The organism is Pseudomonas sp. RA_5y_Pfl1_P24, from assembly GCF_963970945.1.
In the GTDB taxonomy this organism is placed as follows: Bacteria; Pseudomonadota; Gammaproteobacteria; order Pseudomonadales; family Pseudomonadaceae; genus Aquipseudomonas; species Aquipseudomonas tritici.
The window spans coordinates 69379-94361 of the sequence record NZ_CAXAOJ010000004.1 but is presented as its reverse complement, the minus strand read 5'-3'; the positions used below and the strand labels follow the sequence as shown (position 1 = coordinate 94361).

Sequence of the window (24983 nt, the reverse complement as noted above, 5' to 3'; positions counted from 1 at the left end):
AGTATCCACGGCTTTACGCCGCTGCCACAAACGACCTTTAGGCAAAGGCTCCTTCCGATTTGGAATGAACTGCATGATTTCAAAACGCTTGACCCCTTCGATGACGGCCTTGCAATGCTTCGAAGCCGCCGCCCGCCACTTGAGTTTCACCCGTGCCGCCGAAGAGCTGCACCTGACCCAGAGTGCCGTCAGCAAGCAGGTGGCGCAGTTGGAAGAAATGCTCTGCCACAACCTGTTCGAACGGGTCCGCCAGCGCTTGTACCTGTCGCCAGCGGGGTCGCTGTACCTGGCCGAAGTGCACAAAATCCTGACCCAGGTGGACATCTCCAGCCGCTACATCCTCACCTACGGCGGCGAGACCGAAGTGCTGCGCATCGCCACCCAGCCGACCTTCGGCGATCGCTGGCTGGTGCCCAAGCTCAAGGATTTCGCGGCGAAACACCCGAATATCCACCTGGATGTGCGCAACGAGCTGGAGCCTTTCGATGTGTTGCAGGCCAAGGCCGATATCGCGTTTTTCTATGGGCAGGGCTCATGGCCGGGCGCGACGTGCATCGAGCTGTTCCGTGAAGCGGTGGTGCCGGTGTGCGCACCGGGCTTTGTTGCCGAAGGCAGCGATGCTTCGTCGCGCCACACGTTGCTGCAATGCACCTCGCGCCCGGAAGCCTGGCACGAATGGTTCCTCGAACAGGGGCTGCACTCGCAGAACAGCTACCACGGGCCGCGTTTCGACACGTTCTACATGTGCATTCGCGCAGCACAATCGGGCTACGGCGTAGCGTTGGTGCCGCAGTATCTGGTGGCCGAAGAGTTGGCCCAGGGCAGCCTGATGATTGCGTGGGACTACGCAATGCCCAGCAGCGGCGCGCACTTTATCGCCCATGCCGAGCATGCCGGCGAGGTCCCCAAGGTGAAGGCCTTCCTGAACTGGATGGTGGACTACGTCCGCTCACATCCCGACTTTTAATAATGACCCGGCGACTTTATTTCGTTTGCGACAAGGGCGGGCGCCCAGCTTAGATAAAAAGACGCCCGTCACTGCCGAGTCCCCGATTCATGAGCCACGAAACCATCAGCCAGTCGATTTCCATCGTTCATCCCATCAGCCTCAGCCACGGGAAAAACGCCGAAGTCTGGGACACCTCGGGCAAACGCTATATCGATTTTGTTGGCGGCATCGGTGTGCTGAACCTCGGCCATTGCCACCCGGGCGTGGTCGAGGCGATTCGTGAACAAGCGACCAAACTGACCCACTACGCGTTCAACGCCGCCCCGCACGCGCCCTACATCGAACTGATGGAGCGCCTGAGCGCGTTTATCCCGGTGGACTACCCAGTCAGCGGCATGCTCACCAACAGCGGCGCGGAGGCGGCGGAAAATGCGCTGAAGATCGTGCGCGGCGCCACCGGCCGTACGGCGGTGATTGCATTTGACGGTGCCTTCCACGGCCGCACCCTGGCCACGCTCAACCTCAACGGCAAGGTCGCGCCCTACAAACAAAAGGTCGGTGTACTGCCCGGCCCGGTGTTCCACCTGCCCTACCCCAGTGCTGATAACGACGTGACCTGCGCTGAGGCACTGAAAGCCATGGACCGCCTGTTCAGCGTAGAAATCGACGTCAACGATGTGGCCTGTTTCATTATCGAACCGGTGCAGGGCGAAGGGGGGTTCCTGGCGCTAGATATCCAGTTCGCCCAGGCTCTTCGGCGCTTTTGCGATGAGAAGAACATCCTGCTGATTGCCGATGAAATCCAATCCGGCTTTGGCCGTACCGGCCAGCGTTTTGCGTTCTCACGCCTGGGGATCGAACCGGACTTGATCCTGCTGGGTAAAAGCATCGCCGGGGGTGTCCCGCTGGGCGCCGTAGTGGGGCGCAAGGCGTTGATGGACAACCTGCCGAAGGGCGGTCTGGGCGGCACGTATTCCGGCAACCCTATTGCGTGTGCCGCAGCATTAGCCACCCTTGACGCAATGACAGATGAGCACCTGAACACTTGGGGAGCGCAACAGCAAGAAACCATCGTCAGCCGCTATGAAGCCTGGTGCGCACAAGGCCTCACGCCCTACCTCGGCCGCCTGACCGGCGTCGGCGCCATGCGCGGCATCGAGCTGGCGAACGCCGATGGCACCCCCGCACCGAAACAGCTTGCTCAACTGTTGGGCCTGGCACGGGATGCCGGGTTGCTGCTAATGCCCAGCGGCAAGTCGCGGCATATCATCCGTTTACTGGCACCGCTGACGATTGAGCCGGCGGTGTTGGAGGAGGGCTTGGATATCCTCGAAGCGTGCCTGAGGCACTTGTCCCAGTAAGGAAGGCCGGGGGTTATCGTAGATCTGTTTTGCAGGCGGGCAGTCCGGCTGCAATGGGCGCTGCCGGCGTTACGTCGTGATAAGGGCATTGTGCTGCCTTGACCTGATCCCCCTCCCCCCTGAAAATGCCCGACGCTTTTTTGTCCTCGTTTACTGAAGTAGTGAAATTTCAATGCCCGATTCCTACACCATCGAAGAATCCGCCGAAAAATCCGTAGCCGCCTTGCACGCCAAAGCCGAATACGAAAACGCCATCAATCTTTCACAGCATGTGCCAGCAGCCAAGATCATCAGCGAGATGGTGCTGGACGCGTTCCATACGTCCAAGGAAAGCGACCAGATCCGCGAACTGCGCGTGGCCATCCGCCAGGCCCACGATGCCTTCGACGACGACAAAGCCTACGATTTGATGGGCCAGCTCAAGCAATTGAAAGACGCCGAGGCGGCCGACAATGCTGCCCTGGAAGACCTGAGCAGCAAGTTCTCGATCAGCCGTATCCTGTCGAGTTTCAAGGACGACCCCGAGTTCCAGGAGCTGGTCTACGGCCTGGCCTTGAAAGTACTGAACCAGAGCCACCAGGCCATCAGCAACCCAAGCGCCGGCAAGAGCAAGGCTTCACGGCCCAAGAAAGAAGCCGAAGTGTTTGTGATCAGCAAGGATGGCATCAGCGTAACCCTGCCACTGCGCACGCCGCGCTCCAAGCTGAACGTTGACCGTGAGGCGTTTGAGTTTTTGGGTTTCAGCTTTGTGGGTGAAGGCGATGAAGCGGAGCTTACGGTTGAGAGCTTTGTGGACAACGCCGGTGCAGAACAGCCGTTGAGCCGCAAAAGCGTCATTACTGCGTTGCAACAGCAGACTGCGTTTGAGGGGTACAGCATCGCTCAGCAGTAACTCGTAGCAAGCTACACCGCAGAATCAAATGTGGGAGCTGGCTTGCCTGCTCCCACATTTGATCTGTGCTGTGTCAACTGACCCGTTCGACTTGCGCTGCAAACACCTCGCGAAACCGTGCCATCTCCCGCTTGCCTCCCACCGTCACCCGCACCCACTGCGGCCAGCTTTTAAACACCCGGCCGATCAGCACGCCCTGCGCCGCCAGCTGCTCGATCACCTGCTCCGCCGGTTGCTTCACGTCGATCATGAAGCAGTTGGCCTGGGAGGCGGTGCAGGTGAAACCACGGCCTTTCAGCCAGGCCACGGTCTCGTCACGCAGCAGGTTATTGAGCGCCTTGCGTTGCGGCAGCAGTTTCACGTCTTCCAGGCTGGCAATGCCGCCGAGCAGTGTGGAACCTGCCGGTACGTTGTCGCCGCCAAACACGGCCAGCCGCTCCAGCAACGCAGGGTGGCCGATTGCCAGGCCCAGACGGGCGCCGGCCATACCGTAGATTTTCGAGAACGTGCGCAGCACCAGCAGGTCGTCATGGTCCTTGACCCAACTGACAACGCTGGGGACGTCGGCGAAGTCGATATAGGCCTCGTCCACCACCAGCACACTGCCTTTGGGTTTGTTTGCCAGTGCCTGGCGGATGGCCTCGGTAGACGTGACAGTGCCAGTGGGGTTATTGGGATTGCACAGGTAGAGCATGCCCGCCTGGGGATCGGCGGCGAGCATGGCCGGGATGTCGTGGGCGTAGTCGGCGCTCAGACTGACTTCCTTCACCGGCGCCTTGTTCGACTCGGCCGCCTGGCGCGGCACTTCGTAGGACGGCGCGGCCATCACCAGGCCACGGGTTTCACTGGTGAATGCCAATACGGCATAGCGCAAGGCCGCCATCGAGCCTGCAAATACCGCCACCTGTTCCTCGGCAATTTCTTGCTGTTGGGCAAACAGCCGGGCTAAAGCATACATATGGCCGTAAGGATAACGTCCGGAGGTGGCGATGCCCCGCTGCATCGCCTGCCGCGCAGCGCCTGAAGGGCCGTAGGGGCTTTCGTTGTAGTTGAGCCTTACCTTGTCAGACGTTGCCGGCGACGGCGCCGCAACCGCCCAATCCATGCGCCCCAGCAACGGCAGGGCGGCGCCTACGGCGAGAAGGGACCGACGACTAACGCTGACCATGTGACAACTCCTTGTTGTAGGGCGGGTGATGGATTCGCACAGCTCGTACAAAAGTGTATGACGAGAAAGGCGTCGGCCGATTTAACCGAACGCCCAAGAAAAAGCCCCGCGCTTCTCTCGAAGGCGGGGCTTTTTCACTGCGGGACTCTTCAGTGAGCGTAGGTCAGCAACAGCTCTTTCGGCACTTGGAAATCCAGGGACATCATCACGCTAAGCGCGGTGATGGTGAAGATCGAGAACACGAACAGCTTGCGCGCCCAGACGGTGTCATCCACCGCCTTGTAGCCGGTCCAGGCCATGTACAACCAGTACATGCCCATGGCGGCGGCGACAGCAAGGTAGCTCATGCCGGCGTAGCCACTGAAGGTCAACATCAAGGTCGCCACAAGGAAGGCCAGGATGTACAGCAGGATGTGTTTCTTGGCGACCTGGATGCCACGTTTAACCGGCAAAACCGGAATCGACGCAGCCAGGTAGTCATTGAAGCGGAAAATCGCGATGGCGTAGGAATGCGGCATCTGCCACAGGCTGAACATCACCAGTAGCACCAGCGCGGCCATGTCGAAGCTATTGGTCACAGCCACATAACCAATTACCGGAGGCATCGCCCCCGACAGACTGCCCACCAGCGTGCCGTGAACCGACTTGCGCTTGAGGTACAGGCTGTAGAGGCCGACGTAGATGACAAAGCCGATCACGGCAAACAGCGCCGCCAGCGGGTTAGCCACCTTGTACAACAGCACCACACCGGCAACACCCAGGACGGTCGCGAACAGCAGCGCCAGCTTCAGGGAAACCAGACCCTGGACCAGCGCGCGGTTCTTGGTGCGCTCCATCTTGATGTCGATGTCGCGGTCGATGCAGTTGTTGAACACACATCCGGAAGCTACCACCAGGGATGTGCCAATCATTGCAGCCAGGAAGATGGCCAGATCGACATGTCCCTTGGAGGCCAGGAAGAAACCGCCCGCCACAGAAAGCACGTTACCGAAAATGATCCCCGGTTTGGTGATTTGGATAAAGTGCTTAAGCGACATCGGGTCTTACCTCACTTCGCCATCATGAACGTATGGATGCTGAACATGATCCATATCGACAGGCCAACCAGCAGCAGGATTACTAAGCCTGCGAACACGAACGCAATCACGTTATCGCGCTGCTCTTTCGAGCGATCCAAGTGCAGGAAGTACACCAGGTGAACCAGCACCTGAATCACCGCGAACGCCAGCACGATCATCAACGTGATCGACTTCGGCAGGGTTGGGTACATCACCAGGCCGAACGGGATCAGGGTCAGGATTACCGACAGGATGAAGCCGATGGCGTACGACTTAACGCTGCCGTGGCTCGCATCATGGCTGTCATGGTCATGGGAGTGTGCATTAGCCATTACAGAGTCCCCATCAGGTAAACAACGGTGAAGACGCAGATCCAGACCACGTCCAGGAAGTGCCAGAACAGGCTCAGGCAGCTCAGGCGAGTCTTGTTGGTGTTGGTCAGGCCGTGTTTATTGACCTGATACATCATCACCGCCATCCACAGCAGGCCTGCCGTCACGTGCAGACCGTGAGTGCCTACCAGCGTGAAGAACGCGGACAGGAAGCCGGAACGGTGCGGGCCGTAGCCTTCGGAGATCAGCAGATGGAACTCGTTGATCTCCATGCCGATGAAGCCCAGGCCGAACAGGAAGGTCAGACCCAACCAGCTCAGTACGCCCTTCTTGTTGCCCTTGTAGAAGGCCAACATGGCGAAGCCGTAGGTGATCGAACTGAACAACAGCAAGGCGGTTTCGCCGAGCACGTAAGGCAGTTCGAAGATGTCGTGGCCCGACGGGCCACCCGCTACGTTGTTTACCAGTACCGCGTACACCGCGAAGATCGACGCAAACAAGATGCAGTCGGTCATCAGGTAGAGCCAGAAACCGAAAACGGTCATCGGCCCCGAGTCGTGGTGATGGTCATCGTGCCCATGGTCATCGACATGGGCGTGTCCAGCATTGGTCACTAAGTTCGACATGGTTTAAGCCTGTTCCAACGAGGTTTCTACACGGTTGGCCGGGATTTTCTTCTCGGCGACCAGGCGAGCGTGCTGCTCGGCTTCGATGCGCTCGATCGTTTCGACCGGCACCATGTAGCCTTGATCATCACGTGCAGCGTGGACAATGAAGTAGCCGATGGTACCCACCAGGCCAACGATTGCCAGCCACCAGATGTGCCAGATCATCGCGAAACCGAACACGGTCAACAGCGCACCCATCACCACGCCAGTGGCGGTGTTGCTTGGCATGTGGATCGGTTCGTAGTGCTTAGGCTTCTGGTACGCAGTACCGTCTTCCTTGGCTTCGGTGAACGCATCAATGGTGTTCGCAGTAGGGATCACGGCGAAGTTGTAGAACGGAGGTGGCGAGGACGTCGACCATTCCAGGGTGTGGCCGTTCCATGGGTCGCCGGAGTCGCAAGCGTTCTGCTTACGGTCACGGATGCTCACGTACAGCTGGATCAACTGGCAGGCAATACCCACAGCGATCATGATTGCACCGAACATGGCAACGTACAGGTACGGTACCCACTCAGGGTTGGTGGTAGCGTTCAGACGACGGGTCATGCCCATGAAGCCCAGTGCATAGAGCGGCATGAACGCGACGAAGAAGCCCGAGATCCAGAACCAGAATGCAGCCTTGCCCCAGCCTTCGTGCAGCTTGAAGCCGAACGCTTTCGGGAAGTAGAAGCTGAAACCAGCGATGTAGCCGAATACAGCACCACCGATGATCACGTTGTGGAAGTGAGCGATCACGAACAGGCTGTTGTGCAGGACGAAGTCAGCACCCGGGATGGCCAGCAGTACGCCGGTCATGCCGCCAATGGCGAAGGTCACCATGAAGCCCAGGGTCCACAGGACCTGGCTGGTCATGCGCAAACGACCGTGGTAGATGGTGAACAGCCAGTTGAATAGCTTCACCCCCGTCGGGATGGAAATCAGCATCGTTGCCAGGCCGAAGAAGGCGTTGACGCTGGCCCCCGACCCCATGGTGAAGAAGTGGTGCAGCCAAACCATGAAGCCCAGTACAGAGATCGCGCCCGATGCGTAAACCATCGAGTGGTGACCGAACAGGCGCTTGCCGGTAAAGGTCGAGATCACTTCGGAGAAGATACCGAACGCTGGCAGGATCAGGATGTACACCTCAGGGTGACCCCATGCCCAGAACAGGTTCACGTACATCATTGGATTGCCACCAAGTTCATTGGTGAAAATGTGGAAATCCAGGTAACGGTCAAGCGACAGCAGCGCCATGGTAGCGGCCAGGATCGGGAACGAAGCCACGATCAGGACGTTGGCCCAGGTGCAGGTCCAGGTGAAGATCGGCATGTCCATCAGCTTCATGCCAGGGGCGCGCATTTTCAGCACGGTGGCCAAGAAGTTGACCCCCGTCAGCGTCGTCCCGAGTCCTGATAACTGTAGCGCCCAGATGTAGTAGTCCACACCCACGCCAGGGCTGTATTGCAGGCCCGACAATGGCGGATACGCAACCCAACCGGTCTTGGCAAATTCGCCGACGCCCAGGGAAAGGTTGATCAGCACGACGCCGGAAACCAGCAGCCAGAAGCTCAGGGAGTTCAGGAACGGGTAAGCCACGTCACGCGCGCCGATCTGCAGCGGCACTGCAAGGTTCATCAGGCCAGTGAAGAAAGGCATCGCCATGAAGATGATCATGATCACACCGTGGGCGGTGAAGATCTGGTCATAGTGTTCAGGCGGCAGGTAACCAGGCGAACCCTCGGTGGCCATGGCCAATTGGGTACGCATCATGATGGCGTCGGCAAAACCACGCAGCAACATGACCATGGCGACGATGATGTACATCACGCCGATTTTCTTGTGGTCGACCGACGTCAGCCACTCGGTCCACAGGTAGGTCCACTTCTTGAAATAAGTGATTGCCGCAAACAGTGCCAGACCACCCAACGCGATCATGGCGATGGTAATCATCACAATCGGCTCGTGGAACGGGACCGCATCCCAACTTAATTTACCAAACATCGTTTACTCCTCTGCCCCAGCAGTTGAATGCGAGCCCGCGTCAGAACCTTCAACCGCGGCCACTTCTTTCTTCTCGTGCTTGACCGGCTTGCCTGGCTTCATACCTTCGTACTTGTCGACGATTTTCTGAAACAGGTTCGGCTCAAACGCGGAGTACAGCGCGACTGGGTTGTTCTGGCTTGGTTTGGTCAGGGCATCGTATTCAGCTTGATCAAGCTGTTTAGGTGCGGCCTTGACTTTGGCGACCCAGGCGTTGAAATCTTCCTGGCTCGTCGAGATCGCTTTGAATTTCATGCCGGTGAAGCCAGCGCCGCTGTAGTTCGCGGAGATGCCTTCCATTTCAGCTTTTTCGTTGGCGATCAGGTGCAGTCGGGTCTGCATGCCTGCCATCGCGTAGATCTGACCGCCCAGGGCTGGGATGAAGAACGAGTTCATCACGGCGTCGGAGGTAATCCGGAAATTAAGCGGAGTGTTCTCCGGGAACTGGATCTGGTTGACAGTGGCGATACCCAGGTCCGGGTAGATGAACAGCCACTTCCAGTCCAGCGCAACCACTTCGATATTGATCGGCTTGACGTCGGATTCCAGCGGACGGTAAGGGTCTAGCTCGTGGGTCGACTTATAGGTGATGTAACCCAGGGCGATGATGATGAGGATCGGAACCAGCCACACCGCGATTTCGATCTTGGTGGAGTGCGACCACTTCGGCGCGTAAGTCGCGCTGGTGTTCGACGCACGGTATTTCCAGGCGAAGGCGAAGGTCATGATGATCACAGGGACCACGACCAGCAGCATCAGCAGGGTGGCGGTGATGATCAGGTTTCGTTGATCCAGACCGATCTGTCCTTTTGGGTCCATCAAGGTCCACTTACAGCCTCCCAGCATTAACATCATGCCAAGCAGCGGCAAAAAGCCTAGTAATCGGGGGTACCTGTTTTTACTCATCTCACGACCTCTAAAGCAGCTTGCGCAATGCAGTTGGGTTTTGATCGCCAACACTTCACCCTGCCAAGGGTTGGCATTTCTCTTCGATTGAATAAGAGCCTGCCCGTCACGCCATAAATCTACGTTTCACGGACCTGCGGTGAGTTCTTATTCGATTTCGTGGCTAAAGGCCTTGTTACAGACCAATTCCATTTGGTGCGGGTAGTTGAAAGGCTGCCGGAACCTTGGGGTCGCACAGAGCCATCCATCTGCCCCTCGACCGCTCCAGTGCTCAAAGATTGAACAGCACCGGACATCCAGTGCGGGCGATTGTAGTTAGCTAGCGATGTATAAACCATGTCTGATAAAGAAATAATTTTTATCGATTACAGCAATAATCCTTCACCTTTATTGCAAAGGTTCACGATCTTACCGTGTTCGATTCTTCACAAAAACCACAAAAAATGCTGTGTTATAGGGCGATATGCGGCAGTCCTTACGGTCTGTAAGGGCACGCAAAACCGATGCAAGCCCCCATAAAACAAGGCATTCAGACATCACGAAATCGCGGGAGCGGCGTGAGGTGCACGCCACTGTCAGAGCCACGAAGTGACAGCACATCTTGGCCGCATGATGCAAATTTAAGCGGCCGTTTGGCGGGTCAGAAACGTCCTGCGGCCGCTTCTGTGTGACAACATGTCGCATGCTGCGCGCACTCGCCATTGTCCTGCGTCACGCTCTGCTCGCAAATCCCCACAAGCAAAAAACACCCCGGCCCTCCCTCAAGAAGGACCGGGGTGTTTCAAGGATGGGCTCAGGCTTTGCGCTGGCGATTCCGGTAAATGCCCAACGGCACCAGGATCACGGTCAGCACAAACGCGACCAACGCCCACTGCGCCAGGGACAGGCCCAGCACAGGCGGGTACGGAGTGCTGCAGAAGCCATCGACCTGGAAACCCAGGGGGAACACCTTGGCCAGGGGCAGGTCATCGACGATCGGTTGCAGCACATCAATGCCGCAGCTGACCTGTGGATAAAACTGGGTGTACACATGGTGACCGGCTGTGGCCACACCACCGAGGGCGCAGAGGATCACCAGCCCTTCGAAAAAGGTGAGCGCCCCTTTGGTGCGCATGGCCGCGCCGATGAACGCGAAGATCGCGATCAGCAATAAAGCATAGCGTTGCAGAATGCACAGCGGGCATGGCGCCTCGCCCAGCACCACCTGCATGTAGAGCGCACCGCCGATCAACGCCAGGCAGATGATCCCCAGCAACACCAGAAAGCGCCGCTCCCTGCCTAAACGCAATTCGTCACTCATTTCCGGTTCCCTTTGTTTGGTTGTGCCAATGGCCGCAAGTTTACACACAGGGAGTGGTTTAAACAGAGAGGGGTTAACGGGGGATTAATGGGGGGGGGTAGCGAAAAGCTTCAAGCTTCAAGCGTCAAGTGAGAGCGGGCTTCGATCCGGCTTTTACTTGTCGCTTGCAGCTTAAAGCTTGCAGCTACCCCAAAGGGGTTATTCCAAGGTGGCAGCCGGGCCGAAGAATTCGTAGCGGCTTTGTTTTTCGGGGACACCCAAGGCCTTGAGGTGGCGCTTGATCGCGGCCATGAAGCCTTTGGGGCCGAGGAAGTACGCATCCACATCGCGCTGCTCGGGCAACCAGGTGGCCAGTTGTTCCTGGCTGAGCAGGCCGACCTTGTCCGCCGCCGGGCTCACACCATCGTCTTCGGCGTAGCAATAGAAGCGCTTGAGCTGCGGGTGCTTGGCGGCCAGGGCATCCACCCAGTCACGGAATGCATGCACGCCGCCATTGCGCGCGCAGTGAATGAAATGCACCGGACGCTCGGTGGCCAGGGCGGCTTCGAGCATCGGCAAGGTGGGCGTGATGCCGACCCCGCCGCTGATCAGCACCAGCGGTTTATCGCTGGCCGCCAGGGTGAACTCACCCGACGGCGGGAACAGGTCGATGGTCGCGCCGACGTGCAACTGGTTATGCAGGTAGTTGGACACCCGCCCACCGGCTTCGCGCTTGACGCTGATACGGTACAGGCCCACGTCAGTCAGGGCCGACAGGGAATAGTTGCGGCGCACCTCCTCGCCATCCAGTACCAGTTTCATGCCGATGTACTGGCCCGGCGCGGCATTGAGGATCGGGCCGTTGTCCACCGGGGCAAAGTAGAAGGAGATGATCTCGTCGCTCTCCTCCACCCGCTTGACCAGCAGGAACGGCCGCGCACCACGCCAGCCACCGGGTGCCTGGGCTTTCTCTTCATAGATCGCCGCCTCAGCGCCGATCAGGATATCCGCCAGCTGGCCGTACGCCGCGCCCCAGGCACTCATCACTTCGGGGGTCGCGATCTCGCTGCCCAGCACTTCGGAAATCGCCCGCAGCAGGCAGGCACCGACGATCGGGTAATGCTCCGGCAGGATCTGCAGGGCGACGTGCTTGTTGATGATCTTGGCCACCAAATCACCCAGTTGATCCAACTGGTCGATATGCCGCGCGTACATCAACACACCCTTGGCCAGGGCGCGGGGCTGGTCGCCGCTGGCCTGGTGCGCCTGATTGAACAGCGGACGAACCTCTGGGTACTCGGAGAGCATCACGCGGTAGAAATGGGTGATCAACGCTTCGCCGCCGCTTTCCAGCAGGGGCACGGTAGATTTGACGATGGCACGGTCTTGGGCGCTAAGCATGGGAGCCTCCTGGGCTTCTTCACTGGTTACCCTGAATTACTCAGTATTCGTGCCAACTTATTAATCGTTATTTTTCAACCAGTTAAATTACATGTAGTCAGTATGACCTCCTACACCTTATAGTCATAAAGACTACAAGGAGTCTTTATGACTGCGCACTCATTGCTCACCACCCTGCTGCCTCTGGTCGCCGACCTGTCTCGCGAACTGCCTGAAGGCGAGCGTTACCGCCGCCTGCTGCAAGCGATGCGCGCCCTGCTCCCTTGCGATGCCGCCGCGTTGTTGCGCCTGGAAGGCGAATGGCTGGTGCCACTGGCCGTCGATGGCTTGAGCGCCGACACCTTGGGTCGACGCTTCAAGGTCAGTGAGCATCCGCGCTTTGCCGTGCTGCTGAGCAGCCCCGGCCCCACGCGCTTTGACAGTGACAGCGAATTGCCCGATCCCTATGACGGCTTGGTGGATGGCCTGCATGGACACCTGGAAGTACACGACTGCATGGGCTGCCCGCTGTTCGTCGACGACCAGCCCTGGGGCCTGCTGACCCTGGATGCCCTCGACACCGAACGCTTCGAACGCGTGGAACTCGATGCCCTGCAAGCCTTCGCCAGCCTCGCCGCCGCCACCGTCAACGTAGCCGAGCGCATCGAGCGCCTGGCCTTGCGCGCCGAAGACGAACACCAGCGTGCCGAGATTTACCGCCAGGCCAGCGGCCAGCAGCACAAGGAAATGATCGGCCAAAGTAAAAGCCACAAGCGCCTGGTCGAGGAGACCAAATGGGTCGGTGGCAGCGACCTGACCGTACTGATCACTGGCGAAACCGGAGTGGGCAAGGAACTGGTGGCCCACGCCATCCACGCCGCATCAACACGCGCGGACAAACCGCTGATCAGCCTCAATTGCGCCGCCCTACCGGAAACCCTGGTGGAAAGCGAGCTGTTCGGCCATGTGCGCGGCGCCTTCACCGGTGCGTTGAATGAGCGCCGCGGCAAATTCGAGCTGGCCAATGGCGGTACGTTGTTCCTGGATGAAGTGGGCGAACTGTCACTGACGGTGCAAGCCAAGCTGCTGCGGGTACTGCAAAGCGGCCAGTTGCAGCGGCTGGGCTCGGACAAGGAACACCAAGTGGACGTGCGCCTGATCGCCGCCACCAACCGCGACCTGGCCTTTGAGGTGCGCAACGGCCGCTACCGCGCCGACTTTTACCACCGACTCAGCGTGTACCCCCTGCAAGTACCGGCGCTGCGCGAACGCGGGCGCGATGTGCTGCTGCTGGCCGGCTACTTCCTCGAACAGAACCGCTCACGCATGGGCCTGGGCAGCTTGCGCCTGACCAGCGATGCCCAGGCGGCGATGCTGGCCTATAACTGGCCGGGCAACGTGCGAGAGCTGGAACATTTGATCGGACGCAGCGCGCTGAAAGCCTTGGGGAACTGTCGCGAACGTCCGAGGATTTTAAGCTTGAGTGCCCGGGACCTCGACCTGCCCGATGTCAGCGCGCCGCTGATCGAAGAACAGACTGACATGGTGACCGCCGTCACCGGCGACCTGCGCCAGGCCACAGAGCACTACCAGCGCCAAATCATCAGCGCCTGCCTGGAACGCCACCAGCACAACTGGGCCAGCGCCGCCCGCGAACTCGGCCTGGACCGCGCCAACCTAGGCCGAATGGCCAAGCGCCTAGGCCTCAAATAGCCCAAACAACTCGCTCCCACATTTAGGTTTGTTGTGCCTTGAAGACAGGGTTCACACGCTTCACCTTCCGAAACACCAACACATTCCCCACCATTACCAGCACCAACCCCACCAACGCCGGTGCAGTCCACTGATACCCCTCAACAAACGTCGACACATTCAGCGCCACCACCGGAAACAACACCGTGCAATACGCCGCACGCTCCGGCCCCATCCGACCCACCAACGTCAGATAAGCCGTAAACCCAATCACCGACCCCGGAATCACCAGGTACCACAACGCGCCGACATACCGCGCGCTCCAGTCCATCTCGAACGGAATCCCGCGCACCACGCAATACGTTGCCAACATCGCCGCACCATACGCCATGCCCCAGGCATTGGTGGTCAGCGGCCTGAGCCCGGCCTTCTGCTGCAGGCTCGACAACATATTGCCCGCCGAGAAACACATCGTCCCGAGCAACGCCAACCCCAAGCCGAGCCAGGTCTGCGGGCTGGCGGTATGCCCCACCAGTTCCGGCCAGAACAGCAAGCCCAGTCCCAGCAAGCCAAGGCCGCCGCCCATCAACACATTACGCGCCACCCGCTGGCCGAAAAACACCCGGGCATTCAGCGCGTTCCACAGCGTAGCCGTGGAGAACACCACCGCCACCAACCCACTGGGAATCCACTGGCTGGCCGTAAGAAAGCACATGAAGTTGACGCAGAACAGGCACAGCCCTTGGGCCAGGCAGATCAAGTGCCCACGCCTGTTCATCACCTGCAACGTGCGGCTGAGCAACAACAGCGCAAACAACACCAGCGCCGCCAAGCCAAAGCGATAAACGATGGACACGGGGATTGCCACCACGCCCAGCTGCCACTTGAGGGCGATCCAGGTGGTGCCCCAAATCAGCACGGTGAGTAAATACAGGGAAAGGTTCATAGCGGGCTCCATCGGTTGAGCCACAGTCTGGCCCTCCCTCCGTGGCGCGCTCTTGCACAATCTTGCGCTTTTGTCGGACGACGGGATCACAGCGCCAACCGCGGGGAGTAGGATGCAAAGCGTCGGAGAGTACTCACCATGCCTGATCTGGAATCCCTGCAAGTCTTTCAAGCCCTTAATCGCTCGCCCAACGCACGCCTTGAGGCCTGCGCCGAGCTCGGTGACGGCTTGTCTTCAGCATTGTGGAGCAACCACCACGACTCGCAGGATTATCAAGCGCCGAGCCATCACACGCTGTCGTGCTACATCGGCGGCGGCACCGGCACCTTTCGGCGTGACCAGCCGGGCACCAAGGGCGGGCCCGACAAGCTGTGCATCCTGCCCGCCGAGCATCAGTCGGCATGGGTGATCAACGGCGAGATTCGCCTGGCCCACGTGTACTTCAGCCCGGAGCAGTTTGCCTTGGGCTGCATCACCCTGCTCGACCGCGAGCCCCGCACCTTGCACCTGCGCGAAAGCACCTTCCTGGAAGACGCCAGCCAGGCCCGGCGCTTTCATCAATTGATCGCGCTGAACTGGCACGAACCCGCAGAGCGCTTGCTGACCAGCAGCCTGGCCCATGAAATGCTCAGCCACACCCTGCTCAGCCAGGTGGGCGCGCGCGAAGGGCTACGCCTGAAAGGCGGGTTGGCGGCGTACCAGCGACGACTGTTGGTCGACTACATCGACCAATACCTGGAAGACCCGATAAGCCTGGGTCAATTGGCCGGGATGTGTGCGCTGTCGGAGTACCATTTCGCAAGGATGTTCCGCCAGACGTTCGGCCTGCCGCCCCATCAATATTTGTTGGCGCGGCGATTGACCCGTGCCCAGGCCCTGCTGCGCAGCGGCGCCCTGCCCCTGGGCGAGATCGCCTTGATGTGCGGTTTCTCCAGCGCCAGCCACTTCACCCATCGCTTTCGCCAGGCCATGGGCGCCACACCCGGCGAGTATCGCCAGGCGTTCTGCACCTAGATCATCAACCCCAGTGTCTTGGCCTTGGCCACCGCTTGCGTACGCCGCTCCACGCCGAGTTTGCTGTGGATGCGCCGCGCGTGGGTCTTGACGGTGTGCAGGGAGATAAACAGGCGGTCGGCGATTTCCAGGTTGGAGTTACCCAGGGCGATCAACTGCAGCACTTCCAGCTCGCGCTGGCTGAGTGGGTTCTCGACCGCTCCTGACGTTGAGGCTTGGGGCTCCATGCCCAGCTCGCTCAACACCCCCGGCGAGCGCAGCCGCAGCTCGCGAATAGCCTGCTGCACCTGGCAACGCTCCGCCAGCTCCAGCCCGGTTTGCAGCGAACGGCGCGCCAGGGAGGCGTCGCCGACCTGCCAGGCCACTTCGCCGAGCACCAGGTACAGCTCGGTTTCCAGACAGAGCATGCCGCGTTGGTGGGCGCTGCCCAGCAAGGCCGTAAGCCGTGCTACGGGGTGCTCGGCACAGCCCAGTTTCACCTCCGCGAGCACCAGCAGGTATTCCAGGCGCGGGATCAGTTCCAGGGTGGCCGGCGGCGCCTGCTTGGCCTGGGGCCCCCGGAAGTGTCGCAGTACGCGGCGCACCGCTTCCACCGTCAGGTCAGCGCGCCCCTGTTGCAACCAGAAATGCCCGCTGACCAACAGCAGCACCGCGCGATACACCCTGTCGGGCACCTGGCGTTGTTGCATCAGCCGTTCGGCTTCGCGCAGTTGGTCAAAGGCTTGGGCGTAATCGCCACGATTGGCTGCCATCAGCGCCAAGCCGAGAAACCCGTAGAGCACGCGCTTGTCCTGGCTGTGCAGGCACACCTTCAAGCCTGTTTCGAAGCATTCGGCGGCCAGGCTGTCTTGCCCCTGGCGCAACGCCAGATGCCCGCGCCGCAGGGCAATGCGCCCGACCAAGGGCCCGGCCTTGAGCCGCTGTTCGAGCAACATCGCCTGCACATTTTCCAGCAGGCTTTGCGCCCGATACGGCGCGCCGCGCTGTTCCAGTAATTGCGCGTGATCCAGTTCGAGCAAGGCCTCGAGCAGCAACGAACCGTGGGCCCGGGCCAGGCACAACGCTTCACGGCTCAGGCTCTGGGCCACGTCCAACTCGCCACGCAGCAAGGCTTGCTGGGTCAGGCCCGACAGGCACATCAGCCGCGACGTCCAGGCACTGTCGGGCAAGGCTTGCAGTGCCTCAAGGAAATGTTCGCGAGAGCGCTCGGCATCGCCGCCCAAATGCAGCAGCCAGCCCCATTGCGCCTGCCAGCGCGCCAGCAGATAGCGTTGTTGCGCCGCCGTCGGTTGCGGAGCGAACCGCGCAAGCTGGTCGATGCATTGCGCGGCCTGGTCAAAACGCCCGGCGAACAGCAATGCCGCCGTCACCAGCCCGACCAGTTGCGCCGAGCCGAGCATCAATTCATCGCCATGCTGTTCATGCAGACGCAAAAGCAACACCGCGTTCTGCTGGCGGAACAGGTCCTCGAAACTGAAGTACTTCAGCAAGCTCACCGCGGCTTCATATTCTTCGGCCAGCAAGGCTTGTTCAAATGCTGCCTGCCAGTCCTGTTCGGCGGTGAACCATTGGCAGGCGCGCCGGTGCCAGGAGCGCTTGGCCGGCCAGGGCTCATCACGCATCAGCTGTGCCAGCGGCGGGAAAACCTGTTGCCAGCCCGTGTCTTCCCAAGGCTGGATAAACGCACCGAGGGCCTGCAAGCCCCGCAGGTATTGGACACCGTCGCCAACGCCGAACAGGTGCTCGCACAACCCCGTATTGAAACGCGGCAGATGGGCCAGCACGCGCCAGGCTTCAGCCAGCTCGGTCGGCAAGGTGCTGAACAGCTCGTGTTGCAAATAGTCGAGCAAGGTTTTGTCCGGGTGACCATCGCCGAGCAGCGCGATGCGCACACCGGCGCACCAGCCGGCGCTGAACTGCAACACACGGTCGACGGACTGCCCTGGCGCATGGCTGAGCAGTTGCTTGATTTCCTCAGCATCAAACGCCAACTCGGCGCCACACTCCAGCAACTCATCGTCGAGCAACAGCCGCGGCCAGTTGCACGCCGGCCGGCGCCGCGCCCCAAGCCACCAGCTCAACGCCGGGCTGCTGGCAGTGAGCAGGCGGTCGAGCAAGGCGTCGGTGTCGGGCGCGGGCAAGCGGCAGAAGTCATCGAGGAACACCCACGCCGAGGTGTGCCAGCGGCCAAGGTCCAGCAGCAACGTGGCTTCATCGGTGAATGGCAAGCCGAGGCTTTGCGCCAGGCGCAGGCACAGATCAAGAGGGCTGAGGGCAACACCATTGAGCGCCAACCAATACACTTGGCAATCCTTGGGTGCCTGCAATGCGCACTCGGCGAGCAACGCGCTCTTGCCACTGCCACCCGGCGCGCGCAACAGCTTCACCCGCGCCGAAGCCGCCAGCAAAGGGCCCGCCAAGCGCGGGCGCAGCAGATGGTGGGCGGACAGCCGAGGCATGAATCCAGGACGGTCCAGGCAGCGTGTCATGGCGGTCATTGCTGCATCCTGCGTTTTTATTGTTATGCAACGTGGCGACTACCCTAGTCCTGTGGTCGGCGGTTGTTGAAGAAAGATTCAGCACAATGATTGTAAGACATGCACAAAGCCCAATGTGGGAGCGGGCTTGCTCGCGAATGCGGTGGATCAGCCTAAGAATTCGGTGACTGATACTCCGCATTCGCGAGCAAGACCGCTCCCACAGTTGGATTGCATTTTCACACCAACATCAGCGAACGCCTTCAGTCCTCAACGCCGCCGGTGTGTAATCCGCAGCCTTGGCTTTGAACCCAAACACAAAACTGCTCTTCTCCTCGTTCTTCATCCCCAGGGCGATATAGCGCCCGGCGATGATGTCGTACAGCGTCTCCACCGTGTAGGCCGGCACCTGGTGGTTGTAGTAGAACTGCGCATGACCCTCGGCAACCCGCCACAGTTGGCCTCGGCCGTCGTAGTGATCCACCAATGCCACCTGCCAGCTGTCTTCATCGATGTACATGTGGCGCTTGGCGTAGATGTGCCGCTCGCTCGGCTTGACCGTGCCAACCACTTCCCACACGCGGTGCAGCTCATAGCGGGTCAGGTCCTGATTGATGTGGCCGGCCTTGATGATGTCGTCGTACTTGAGCGTAGGCTGGTCCAGCTTGTAGCTGTTGTAGGGGATGTACATCTCCTTCTTGCCCACCAGCTTCCAGTCATAACGGTCAGGCGCGCCGGAGAACATATCGAAGTTATCCGTGGTGCGCAGCCCATCGGATGCAGTACCCGGACCGTCATACGACACCTGCGGCGCGCGACGCACGCGGCGCTGGCCAGCGTTGTAGATCCAGGCCAGGCGCGGCTCCTTCACCTGGTCGAGGGTTTCGTGCACCAATAGCACGTTGCCCGCCAGCCGCGCCGGCGCCGTCACCGATTGCTTGAAAAAGCTCAGTACGTTGGCGGCCTTGGCCTGGTCCATGTCCGGGATCGCTTGCGGCACCGCCACTTCTTCTTCGAAGCGGATCGGCGTGTAACCGCCGTTGGTCTGCGGGGTGGCCTGGATGATGATGCGGCGCAGGTTGCCACCGTGGTAACGGGTGATGTGGTTCCACAGCACCTCCACGCCATTCTTGGGAATCGGGAACGCGTAGTAGCGGTTGCCGGTGAAATTTTCCAGGCCATTACCGTCGTTGATGGCCTTGACGTTCAGCGCGCTGCGCTTGATCGACTCGTAGATCTCCGGCGGCAGATTGACCGTGCGGTGGCTTGGATACACGGGAATTTTATAGGTCTCGGGATAGCGCTTGAACATCGCTACCTGGCCGTCAGACAGCTTGTCTTTATATTTGTCGACGGTGGCGGCGGTGATCACGAACAACGGTTTTTCACTGGCGAACGGGTCGGCGAGGAAGCCCTTGCTGTCCACCGCACCGGCGTTTTTGGGAATGCCGCCAGTCCAGGCCGGGATCGAGCCATCGGCATTGCCGGCTTTTTCGGCGCCCACCGGGGTCAGGGTGGTGCCCAGCTTGGCCGCCTCTTCCGGCGACACCGCCGCCATCACGTTGGCGGCCAACAGGCTGAGGGCCATTACCGCAATTATCTTACGCATAGAGTCTTGTCCTTCTTTAAGCCAAATCAGAAGTTCACGCCGAAGCTGAGGGCGAGGAAGTCACGGTCGGTCAGGGTGTTGTAGTCGCCACCAAAGAAGTCGGTGTAGCTGAGGCTGGCGGTGTAGGTGTTGCGGTAGTCCGCATCGACCCCTGCACTGATCGCCTTGGCGCCTTTGTTGAACAGGCCGTTGGGGCCGTAGCCGGCAACGTCATGGGACCAGGACAGGTTGGGCTTGAGGTTGATCCCGGCGATCACGTTGTTGTAGTCAAGGATCGCCCGCGCGCGATAACCCCAGGAGGTGGACGTGACAAAACCATCGGTGTCGCCTTGGAAACCATAAGCGCCGTACACCGAGTCGCGGCCGTAACGCAGCTTGGATTTATCCTCCAGGCCGCCGACGTGCACGATGGCCGCTTCGCCCACCAGCGTCAGGCGCTCAGCGCCCAGCACTTGGTCGAAGAACTGGGTCATGCTGCTTTGGATCTGGGTGATTTCCTTGCGGCGGTAGCCTTTGTTGTCGTCGCCGAAATTGCTACGAATGGGTGAGGCCAGTTGGCCGGAAGTGGGGTTGATCAGGGCCAGGGTGAGGTCGGTTGTATTCAGTTGCACCGGTGCGTTCGGTCGGTAGCTGATCTCGCCAGTCCACGCCGTACCGGTGGGCAAGGTGGTGGAGAAGCTGGCGCCAAACAGGCGGATATCTTCCGGGTATTCAAGGTAATACTGGCCACGTCCGAGCATAGTGCTGGTGACCAAACCGTCCCCGGTTCCCGGCCGCAGGAAGTTGGCAAGGTTACGGATGGAATCCATCGTCGTCGCGTTAGAGTTGTTGGTAATCGTGCCTACCGTGGGCGTTCGACTGTGGTAATTCATGAAGTACACGCCGTACTCGGTGTCATCGCCCAACCAACGCAGTGCGGCACCAAATTGGCCGGAGTCGCGTGCGTCACGATCGCCGGCGCGGCGCACGATTACCCCCTCATTGGTCACACTGAACCCTTGGCCAAAGTTCGCTGCCACCGGCTGCAAAGGCGCGATCGCAGGGTTACCCACGGTGTAGTTGTTGGTGCAACCATCCGCCGCCACATCGCTGCCAAAAAACGTGCCGCAGTTATCCAGCACCGTCTGGTCCCATTCCAACTGGTAGAACCCTTCTACGGTCAGTTGGTTGGTCAGGCTTTGTGAAGCGAACAGCATGTTGACCGGGATCAGCCCTTCCTTGATCTCGGCACCCGGTCTACGGAAGGCAGACACGTCAATCGGGTTGATGCTGTTGATGGAGTTGCCGATGAAGGTACTTTCACCCCAACTCACCACCTGTTTACCCGCGCGCACGGTGCCCGGCAGATTGCCCAGTGAGTAGTTGTGATAAACGAAGGCATCGAGGATCTGCGCACCGCTGGACTTGGCGCCTTCCTTGCGGTTGTGGTCGCTGATCTGCTTGAACTCGCGATCTTCGTCCTTGAGTTCGAAGTCGTACCAGTATTTGCCACGGACAAACACGCCCGTGTCGCCGTACTTCAATTCAAGGTCGTGCAAACCTTTGAAAATTTTCGAGAAGGTTTCGCCCTTCTTGAAGTTCAGGCGCCCGTCATCCCCGGTGGAAGCCTGGCCGCTACCGCCATTGACGGTGCCCACCAGCTTTTTGTCCGCATCGCGCATGCCCCAACTTGCGCCCACCGACAGTGAGGAATCGAATTGCCCTTCGATCTCGCCAATGTTGAACGAAACAGCCTGTGCCTGCGCACAGCAACCCAACGCAACCGCAGCGGCCAGCGCCTGTGGCCTGAAGATGGCGCGCATTGTTGTTCTTGTCATGCGTCTTCCCCGATGAGTGACAGAAGGCCCCACCCTACTGCCGACCATCAGGAGGGATAAGCGCACCAAGGAGGGATTCGTGTTGTCGCTCGAAAGGATTACCGGGCGCTCTGGCCTGGGTCTGCGCGCGGGCATGCACCGTGTGGATGGCGGGTTATCAGGAAGATGGATGGAGCAGGTCATAACTGTTGCTGATTCAGCAACAGTCCTTGTCATGAATCGCCATTACTCATTTTGTTACTAACGGCTATTCTTGCCGGGCTTTCAGGGCCAACGGCCCGCTTTCCTAACCGGAAGAAAAGCCAGATTCAAATGGATTGATGATTATTTTCAATCCGTTACCGGTGTTCACTGACGTTGATTTGTCGCTCCTTGATCCAACGTCTTACTTCGGCCGCTGCCTATGCAGCGGCCTTTTTTATGCCTTAAATAAAACGGGGCGCCATCAGCGCCCCGCAGGATTCAATCTTTTTCAAGCAACGATCACAGGCTGTATTTCTGCAGATTGGCCATCATCTCCTTCAATGCCTCGATATTGTCCTTGGGGTGGGCTGCACCGTCGAAGTCGCAGATCTGCTGCCAGTGTGCGGCCACATCGTCGGGCGAGAAGCCGGCTTCCGGGTCAAAGCCCACGCCCAGGCTACGCTCCCAGCGGGTCTTGCCGATCCAGCCGCCGCCTACTTCAAACAGCCCCGAGGTTTCCTGACACGCCTCGCTGCCCAGGTACACCACCAGCGGGCTGACCAGCTCCGGCTTGAGGCGCTCGAACACTTGCGGCGGGATCAAGCCTTCGGTCATGCGCGTGCCGCCAGTGGGGGCAATGGCGTTCACCAGAATGTTGTTCTTGCGCCCTTCCAGCGCCAGCGTGCGGGTCAGCCCATAGAGGCCAAGCTTGGCCATGCCGTAGTTGGACTGGCCAAAGTTGCCATAGATGCCCGAGGTGGACGCCGTGAAAATCACCCGGCCGTAAGCTTGCTCGCGCAGATGGGGCCAAGCAGCGCGGGTGACTTTGTAGGCGCCTTCGACATGCACCCGGTAAACCAGGTCCCAATCGCTGTCGTCCATTTTGTGGAAGGTCTTGTCACGCAGAATGCCAGCGTTATTGACCACCACATCGATACGGCCGAAGGCATCGAGGGCGTTCTGCACGATCTTGTCACCGTCGGTGACAGAGTCATGGTTGGCCTCGGCGATACCGCCCGCTTCACGAATCTCGGCCACGACCCGGTCGGCGGCCGAGGCATTCGCGCCTTCACCCTGGGTAGAACCACCGAGGTCGTTGACCAACACTTTGGCGCCATGTTTAGCGAACAACAGCGCATGGGCCCGGCCCAATCCGCCGCCGGCACCGGTGACGATCACGACCTTATCCTGGAACTGCACTGACTCACTCATACCGAACTCCAATGGCGACAATGGGAATGGGTCGAGTGTCAGGCACCGGGGCTCTGGTCACAATAGATACGGCAGGGGCTGAATGGTGCTCGATAAGGTAGGGGGATGATTATGATGGGCTAACGAAAATCTAATTGTGTGTAGATACCTATGGCTATCGCAGGCAAGCCAGCTCCCGCACTGGGCCAGCAATTCGCTCGCGAAACGCCAGGTAGTGCTTGAGCACCTGCACCGGCGCCTCGATCTGCGGATAGTGGCCGATATTGGCCAGCAAGACCGTGTCGGCGTGGGGCACCAACGCGTGGTAACGCTCAACCATGTGGGCGCCGGAGATCGGGTCTATCTCGCCATCAATCACCCGCAGTGGGACTTCAGCCTGCTGCATTGCCGCGACCCAACGATCACGCAGGCGCCGACGCTGAGGAATGTAGGCGACGAGCTTGTGCAGGATGCGCGTGCCTTCTTGGCACTCGATCAGGCTCCAGAAATCATCCAGGGCGCTTTCGCTGGGGCGGGTATTGAGGCCGAATATCTGGCTGAAGCTGTTCGCCAGGGCATTGCGCCCAAACGCACGGCCGATCATCCAGCCCAGGGGGCTGAGCAAGAGCTTTTGTACCAGCGCCGGGCGATGGGTCTCAGGAAACAACCCCCCGTTGAGAAACACACAACTGGCCATCTGAAAGCGACCTTCATAGTGCCGCGCCAGCAATTCCTGGGCGACGCTGTCGCCGTAGTCATGGGCCAGCACATGCACCGGCTGCTCGACTCGCAGGTGTTCCAGCAGTGCCTGCTGCAAGTCCGCCTGTTCCAGTAGGCAATAACCGTGGTCCAGCGGCTTGGCCGAGTCGCCAAAACCGAGCATGTCGCAGGCGATCACCAAGTTGCGCTGGGCCAGGGGCTGCCACAAGTAGTGCCAGTCCCAACTGGCAGTGGGAAAGCCATGGATCAGCAGCAACGGCTCGCCCTGCCCCGCCACCCAGTAACGGATGGTGCGGCCGTGGAATTCGAATGCCTGGCTGCGTTTGCGCCAGACACTGAGCGGAATCTCGGCGAGTGGCATCAGGTTTTATACCCAGGATCGACGCGGTCCAACTTGCGCAGCAACGCCGGCCAGGCCAGCGCGCCCCCCATACCTTGTGCGCTCTTTGTGACCGCCGCCACCATTGCCTTGGCACCGGCGAGTATCTGTGGCCCGATGGCGATCAATTCAGCGCCGCCATTTTGCGCCAGCACCTGGATATCGCAGGCGCGCTGGAAGGTAAACATCATCAAAAAAGTGTCGGCGATGGTGCTGCCGCAAGTCAGAAGACCGTGGTTGTGCAGCATCAGGAAATTGTTTTCGCCAAGATCGGCCTGCAAGCGGGCCTTCTCTTCATGGTTCAACGCCACCCCTTCGTAGGCGTGATAGGCCAGGCTCGACAGCACGAACAGGGACTGCTGGCTGATCGGCAACACGCCTTGTTTCTGCGCAGCCACCGCAACACCCGAAGCGGTGTGGGTGTGCAGCACACAGGTCACGTCGTGGCGAACTTCATGGATGGCGCTGTGGATGGTGTAGCCCGCGGGGTTGATCTCGTAGGGGCTCTCCATCAGCTTGTTGCCGGCCTGATCGACCTTGACCAGGCTCGACGCGGTAATCTCGTCAAACATCAACCCATAAGGGTTGATCAGGAAATCATCGGTGCCCGGCACCTTGGCCGAGATATGCGTAAAGATCAGGTCATCCCAACCATGCAGCGCCACCAGGCGATAACAGGCTGCCAGGTCGACGCGGGTTTGCCACTCGGCAGCGCTGACCTGGTCTTTGACATTCTGTGGCGATAGAACGGGGGCTAGGCTCACGGTAACGACCTCCTTGGCGCACTTTCTTATTGTTTTTTTGAGTGATGGGCCAGTCTAGTCAGACGTCGTGGCCGCCGTAGTTGCCTTGGCAGCCAGCTTGATGACCGTACGAGTCAGCGTTGAGAATAGTTTAAATTCGTGTGAACAACGTCAGAGAAGTGCCGCCAATAAAGGGGCGG

General features: G+C 59.8%; 20 protein-coding genes. 5 read left to right on the top strand and 15 right to left on the bottom strand.

Annotation, left to right across the window (positions count from 1 at the left end; translation table 11 throughout):
• Positions 1-73: 73 nt before the first annotated feature.
• The 3 genes from AACY30_RS07350 to AACY30_RS07340 all read left to right on the top strand — a co-directional run bounded on the left by AACY30_RS07350 (position 74) and on the right by AACY30_RS07340 (position 3202).
• Positions 74-967, top strand: a complete 894-nt coding sequence (locus AACY30_RS07350) for a LysR substrate-binding domain-containing protein (protein WP_339470683.1) — start codon at positions 74-76, stop codon at positions 965-967.
• Positions 968-1056: 89 nt separating this feature from the next.
• Positions 1057-2310 (top strand): 2-aminoadipate transaminase, encoded by a 1254-nt coding sequence (locus AACY30_RS07345; RefSeq protein WP_339540078.1) that lies wholly within the window; start codon positions 1057-1059, stop codon positions 2308-2310.
• A gap of 172 nt (positions 2311-2482) precedes the next feature.
• Positions 2483-3202, top strand: a complete 720-nt coding sequence (locus tag AACY30_RS07340; RefSeq protein ID WP_339540077.1) for a hypothetical protein — start codon at positions 2483-2485, stop codon at positions 3200-3202.
• 73 nt (positions 3203-3275) lie between these two features.
• Here the strand turns inward: AACY30_RS07340 and ptaA are convergent, their stop codons facing one another.
• The 8 genes from ptaA to hmpA all read right to left on the bottom strand — a co-directional run bounded on the left by ptaA (position 3276) and on the right by hmpA (position 12033).
• Positions 3276-4370 carry a pyoverdine biosynthesis transaminase PtaA gene (ptaA, locus tag AACY30_RS07335; RefSeq protein WP_339540076.1) on the bottom strand — a complete coding sequence of 365 codons (1095 nt, stop codon included), beginning with the start codon at positions 4368-4370 and terminating at the stop codon, positions 3276-3278.
• A gap of 149 nt (positions 4371-4519) precedes the next feature.
• Positions 4520-5407: a heme o synthase gene (gene cyoE, locus AACY30_RS07330; protein ID WP_049711593.1), complete on the bottom strand. Its 888-nt coding sequence runs from the start codon at positions 5405-5407 to the stop codon at positions 4520-4522.
• A gap of 11 nt (positions 5408-5418) precedes the next feature.
• Entirely contained in the window at positions 5419-5760 is a 342-nt protein-coding gene (cyoD, locus tag AACY30_RS07325) for a cytochrome o ubiquinol oxidase subunit IV (protein ID WP_010206434.1), read from the bottom strand.
• Positions 5760-6386 carry a cytochrome o ubiquinol oxidase subunit III gene (locus tag AACY30_RS07320; RefSeq protein ID WP_017734786.1) on the bottom strand — a complete coding sequence of 209 codons (627 nt, stop codon included), beginning with the start codon at positions 6384-6386 and terminating at the stop codon, positions 5760-5762. The genes cyoD and AACY30_RS07320 overlap by 1 nt, the downstream gene beginning before the upstream one ends.
• Positions 6387-6389: 3 nt before the next feature.
• On the bottom strand, positions 6390-8408 hold the full coding sequence (gene cyoB, locus AACY30_RS07315; protein ID WP_339420675.1) for a cytochrome o ubiquinol oxidase subunit I: 2019 nt from the start codon (positions 8406-8408) through the stop codon (positions 6390-6392).
• A 3-nt stretch (positions 8409-8411) separates the two neighbouring features.
• Positions 8412-9353 carry a ubiquinol oxidase subunit II gene (gene cyoA / locus AACY30_RS07310; protein WP_339470768.1) on the bottom strand — a complete coding sequence of 314 codons (942 nt, stop codon included), beginning with the start codon at positions 9351-9353 and terminating at the stop codon, positions 8412-8414.
• Between the two features lie 793 nt (positions 9354-10146).
• Positions 10147-10653 (bottom strand): disulfide bond formation protein B, encoded by a 507-nt coding sequence (locus tag AACY30_RS07300; RefSeq protein ID WP_339540075.1) that lies wholly within the window; start codon positions 10651-10653, stop codon positions 10147-10149.
• 198 nt (positions 10654-10851) lie between these two features.
• Positions 10852-12033, bottom strand: a complete 1182-nt coding sequence (gene hmpA, locus AACY30_RS07295; protein WP_339540074.1) for an NO-inducible flavohemoprotein — start codon at positions 12031-12033, stop codon at positions 10852-10854.
• Positions 12034-12180: 147 nt separating this feature from the next.
• Here hmpA and norR point away from each other — a divergent pair, with 147 nt between their 5' ends.
• The gene (gene norR / locus AACY30_RS07290; RefSeq protein ID WP_339540073.1) at positions 12181-13725 is read left to right on the top strand and encodes a nitric oxide reductase transcriptional regulator NorR; all 1545 of its coding nucleotides are present in this window, start codon (positions 12181-12183) and stop codon (positions 13723-13725) included.
• A 22-nt stretch (positions 13726-13747) separates the two neighbouring features.
• Here the strand turns inward: norR and AACY30_RS07285 are convergent, their stop codons facing one another.
• Positions 13748-14650 carry a DMT family transporter gene (locus tag AACY30_RS07285; protein WP_339470674.1) on the bottom strand — a complete coding sequence of 301 codons (903 nt, stop codon included), beginning with the start codon at positions 14648-14650 and terminating at the stop codon, positions 13748-13750.
• 138 nt (positions 14651-14788) lie between these two features.
• Here AACY30_RS07285 and AACY30_RS07280 point away from each other — a divergent pair, with 138 nt between their 5' ends.
• Positions 14789-15664 (top strand): helix-turn-helix transcriptional regulator, encoded by an 876-nt coding sequence (locus AACY30_RS07280; RefSeq protein ID WP_339470673.1) that lies wholly within the window; start codon positions 14789-14791, stop codon positions 15662-15664.
• Here the strand turns inward: AACY30_RS07280 and AACY30_RS07275 are convergent.
• The 6 genes from AACY30_RS07275 to AACY30_RS07250 all read right to left on the bottom strand — a co-directional run bounded on the left by AACY30_RS07275 (position 15661) and on the right by AACY30_RS07250 (position 24804).
• A complete protein-coding gene (locus AACY30_RS07275) occupies positions 15661-18162 on the bottom strand; it encodes a LuxR C-terminal-related transcriptional regulator (RefSeq protein WP_339540072.1) in 2502 nt (833 codons plus the stop codon). The two genes, AACY30_RS07280 and AACY30_RS07275, sit on opposite strands and share 4 nt — an antisense overlap.
• 229 nt (positions 18163-18391) lie before the next feature.
• Positions 18392-19750 carry a DUF1329 domain-containing protein gene (locus tag AACY30_RS07270; RefSeq protein ID WP_339470670.1) on the bottom strand — a complete coding sequence of 453 codons (1359 nt, stop codon included), beginning with the start codon at positions 19748-19750 and terminating at the stop codon, positions 18392-18394.
• A gap of 26 nt (positions 19751-19776) precedes the next feature.
• A complete protein-coding gene (locus AACY30_RS07265; protein ID WP_339470668.1) occupies positions 19777-21567 on the bottom strand; it encodes a DUF1302 domain-containing protein in 1791 nt (596 codons plus the stop codon).
• 483 nt (positions 21568-22050) lie between these two features.
• Positions 22051-22962, bottom strand: coding sequence for an SDR family oxidoreductase (locus tag AACY30_RS07260; protein ID WP_049711581.1), 912 nt, complete (start codon positions 22960-22962; stop codon positions 22051-22053).
• A gap of 154 nt (positions 22963-23116) precedes the next feature.
• Entirely contained in the window at positions 23117-24022 is a 906-nt protein-coding gene (locus AACY30_RS07255; RefSeq protein WP_339470667.1) for an alpha/beta fold hydrolase, read from the bottom strand.
• Complete coding sequence (locus tag AACY30_RS07250; RefSeq protein ID WP_339540071.1) at positions 24022-24804, bottom strand: class II aldolase/adducin family protein; 783 nt, start codon at positions 24802-24804, stop codon at positions 24022-24024. Before AACY30_RS07250 ends, AACY30_RS07255 begins: the two co-directional genes overlap by 1 nt.
• Between the last annotated feature and the right edge of the window lie 179 nt (positions 24805-24983).

What these genes read in the sequence shown, in the direction of transcription:
- AACY30_RS07350 (WP_339470683.1), top strand. Translation starts at nt 74, where the DNA reads ATGATTTCAAAACGCTTGACCCCTTCGATGACGGCCTTGCAATGCTTC.
- AACY30_RS07345 (WP_339540078.1), top strand. Translation starts at nt 1,057, where the DNA reads ATGAGCCACGAAACCATCAGCCAGTCGATTTCCATCGTTCATCCCATC.
- AACY30_RS07340 (WP_339540077.1), top strand. Translation starts at nt 2,483, where the DNA reads ATGCCCGATTCCTACACCATCGAAGAATCCGCCGAAAAATCCGTAGCC.
- ptaA (WP_339540076.1), bottom strand. Translation starts at nt 4,370, where the DNA reads ATGGTCAGCGTTAGTCGTCGGTCCCTTCTCGCCGTAGGCGCCGCCCTG.
- cyoE (WP_049711593.1), bottom strand. Translation starts at nt 5,407, where the DNA reads ATGTCGCTTAAGCACTTTATCCAAATCACCAAACCGGGGATCATTTTC.
- cyoD (WP_010206434.1), bottom strand. Translation starts at nt 5,760, where the DNA reads ATGGCTAATGCACACTCCCATGACCATGACAGCCATGATGCGAGCCAC.
- AACY30_RS07320 (WP_017734786.1), bottom strand. Translation starts at nt 6,386, where the DNA reads ATGTCGAACTTAGTGACCAATGCTGGACACGCCCATGTCGATGACCAT.
- cyoB (WP_339420675.1), bottom strand. Translation starts at nt 8,408, where the DNA reads ATGTTTGGTAAATTAAGTTGGGATGCGGTCCCGTTCCACGAGCCGATT.
- cyoA (WP_339470768.1), bottom strand. Translation starts at nt 9,353, where the DNA reads ATGAGTAAAAACAGGTACCCCCGATTACTAGGCTTTTTGCCGCTGCTT.
- AACY30_RS07300 (WP_339540075.1), bottom strand. Translation starts at nt 10,653, where the DNA reads ATGAGTGACGAATTGCGTTTAGGCAGGGAGCGGCGCTTTCTGGTGTTG.
- hmpA (WP_339540074.1), bottom strand. Translation starts at nt 12,033, where the DNA reads ATGCTTAGCGCCCAAGACCGTGCCATCGTCAAATCTACCGTGCCCCTG.
- norR (WP_339540073.1), top strand. Translation starts at nt 12,181, where the DNA reads ATGACTGCGCACTCATTGCTCACCACCCTGCTGCCTCTGGTCGCCGAC.
- AACY30_RS07285 (WP_339470674.1), bottom strand. Translation starts at nt 14,650, where the DNA reads ATGAACCTTTCCCTGTATTTACTCACCGTGCTGATTTGGGGCACCACC.
- AACY30_RS07280 (WP_339470673.1), top strand. Translation starts at nt 14,789, where the DNA reads ATGCCTGATCTGGAATCCCTGCAAGTCTTTCAAGCCCTTAATCGCTCG.
- AACY30_RS07275 (WP_339540072.1), bottom strand. Translation starts at nt 18,162, where the DNA reads ATGACCGCCATGACACGCTGCCTGGACCGTCCTGGATTCATGCCTCGG.
- AACY30_RS07270 (WP_339470670.1), bottom strand. Translation starts at nt 19,750, where the DNA reads ATGCGTAAGATAATTGCGGTAATGGCCCTCAGCCTGTTGGCCGCCAAC.
- AACY30_RS07265 (WP_339470668.1), bottom strand. Translation starts at nt 21,567, where the DNA reads ATGACAAGAACAACAATGCGCGCCATCTTCAGGCCACAGGCGCTGGCC.
- AACY30_RS07260 (WP_049711581.1), bottom strand. Translation starts at nt 22,962, where the DNA reads ATGAGTGAGTCAGTGCAGTTCCAGGATAAGGTCGTGATCGTCACCGGT.
- AACY30_RS07255 (WP_339470667.1), bottom strand. Translation starts at nt 24,022, where the DNA reads ATGCCACTCGCCGAGATTCCGCTCAGTGTCTGGCGCAAACGCAGCCAG.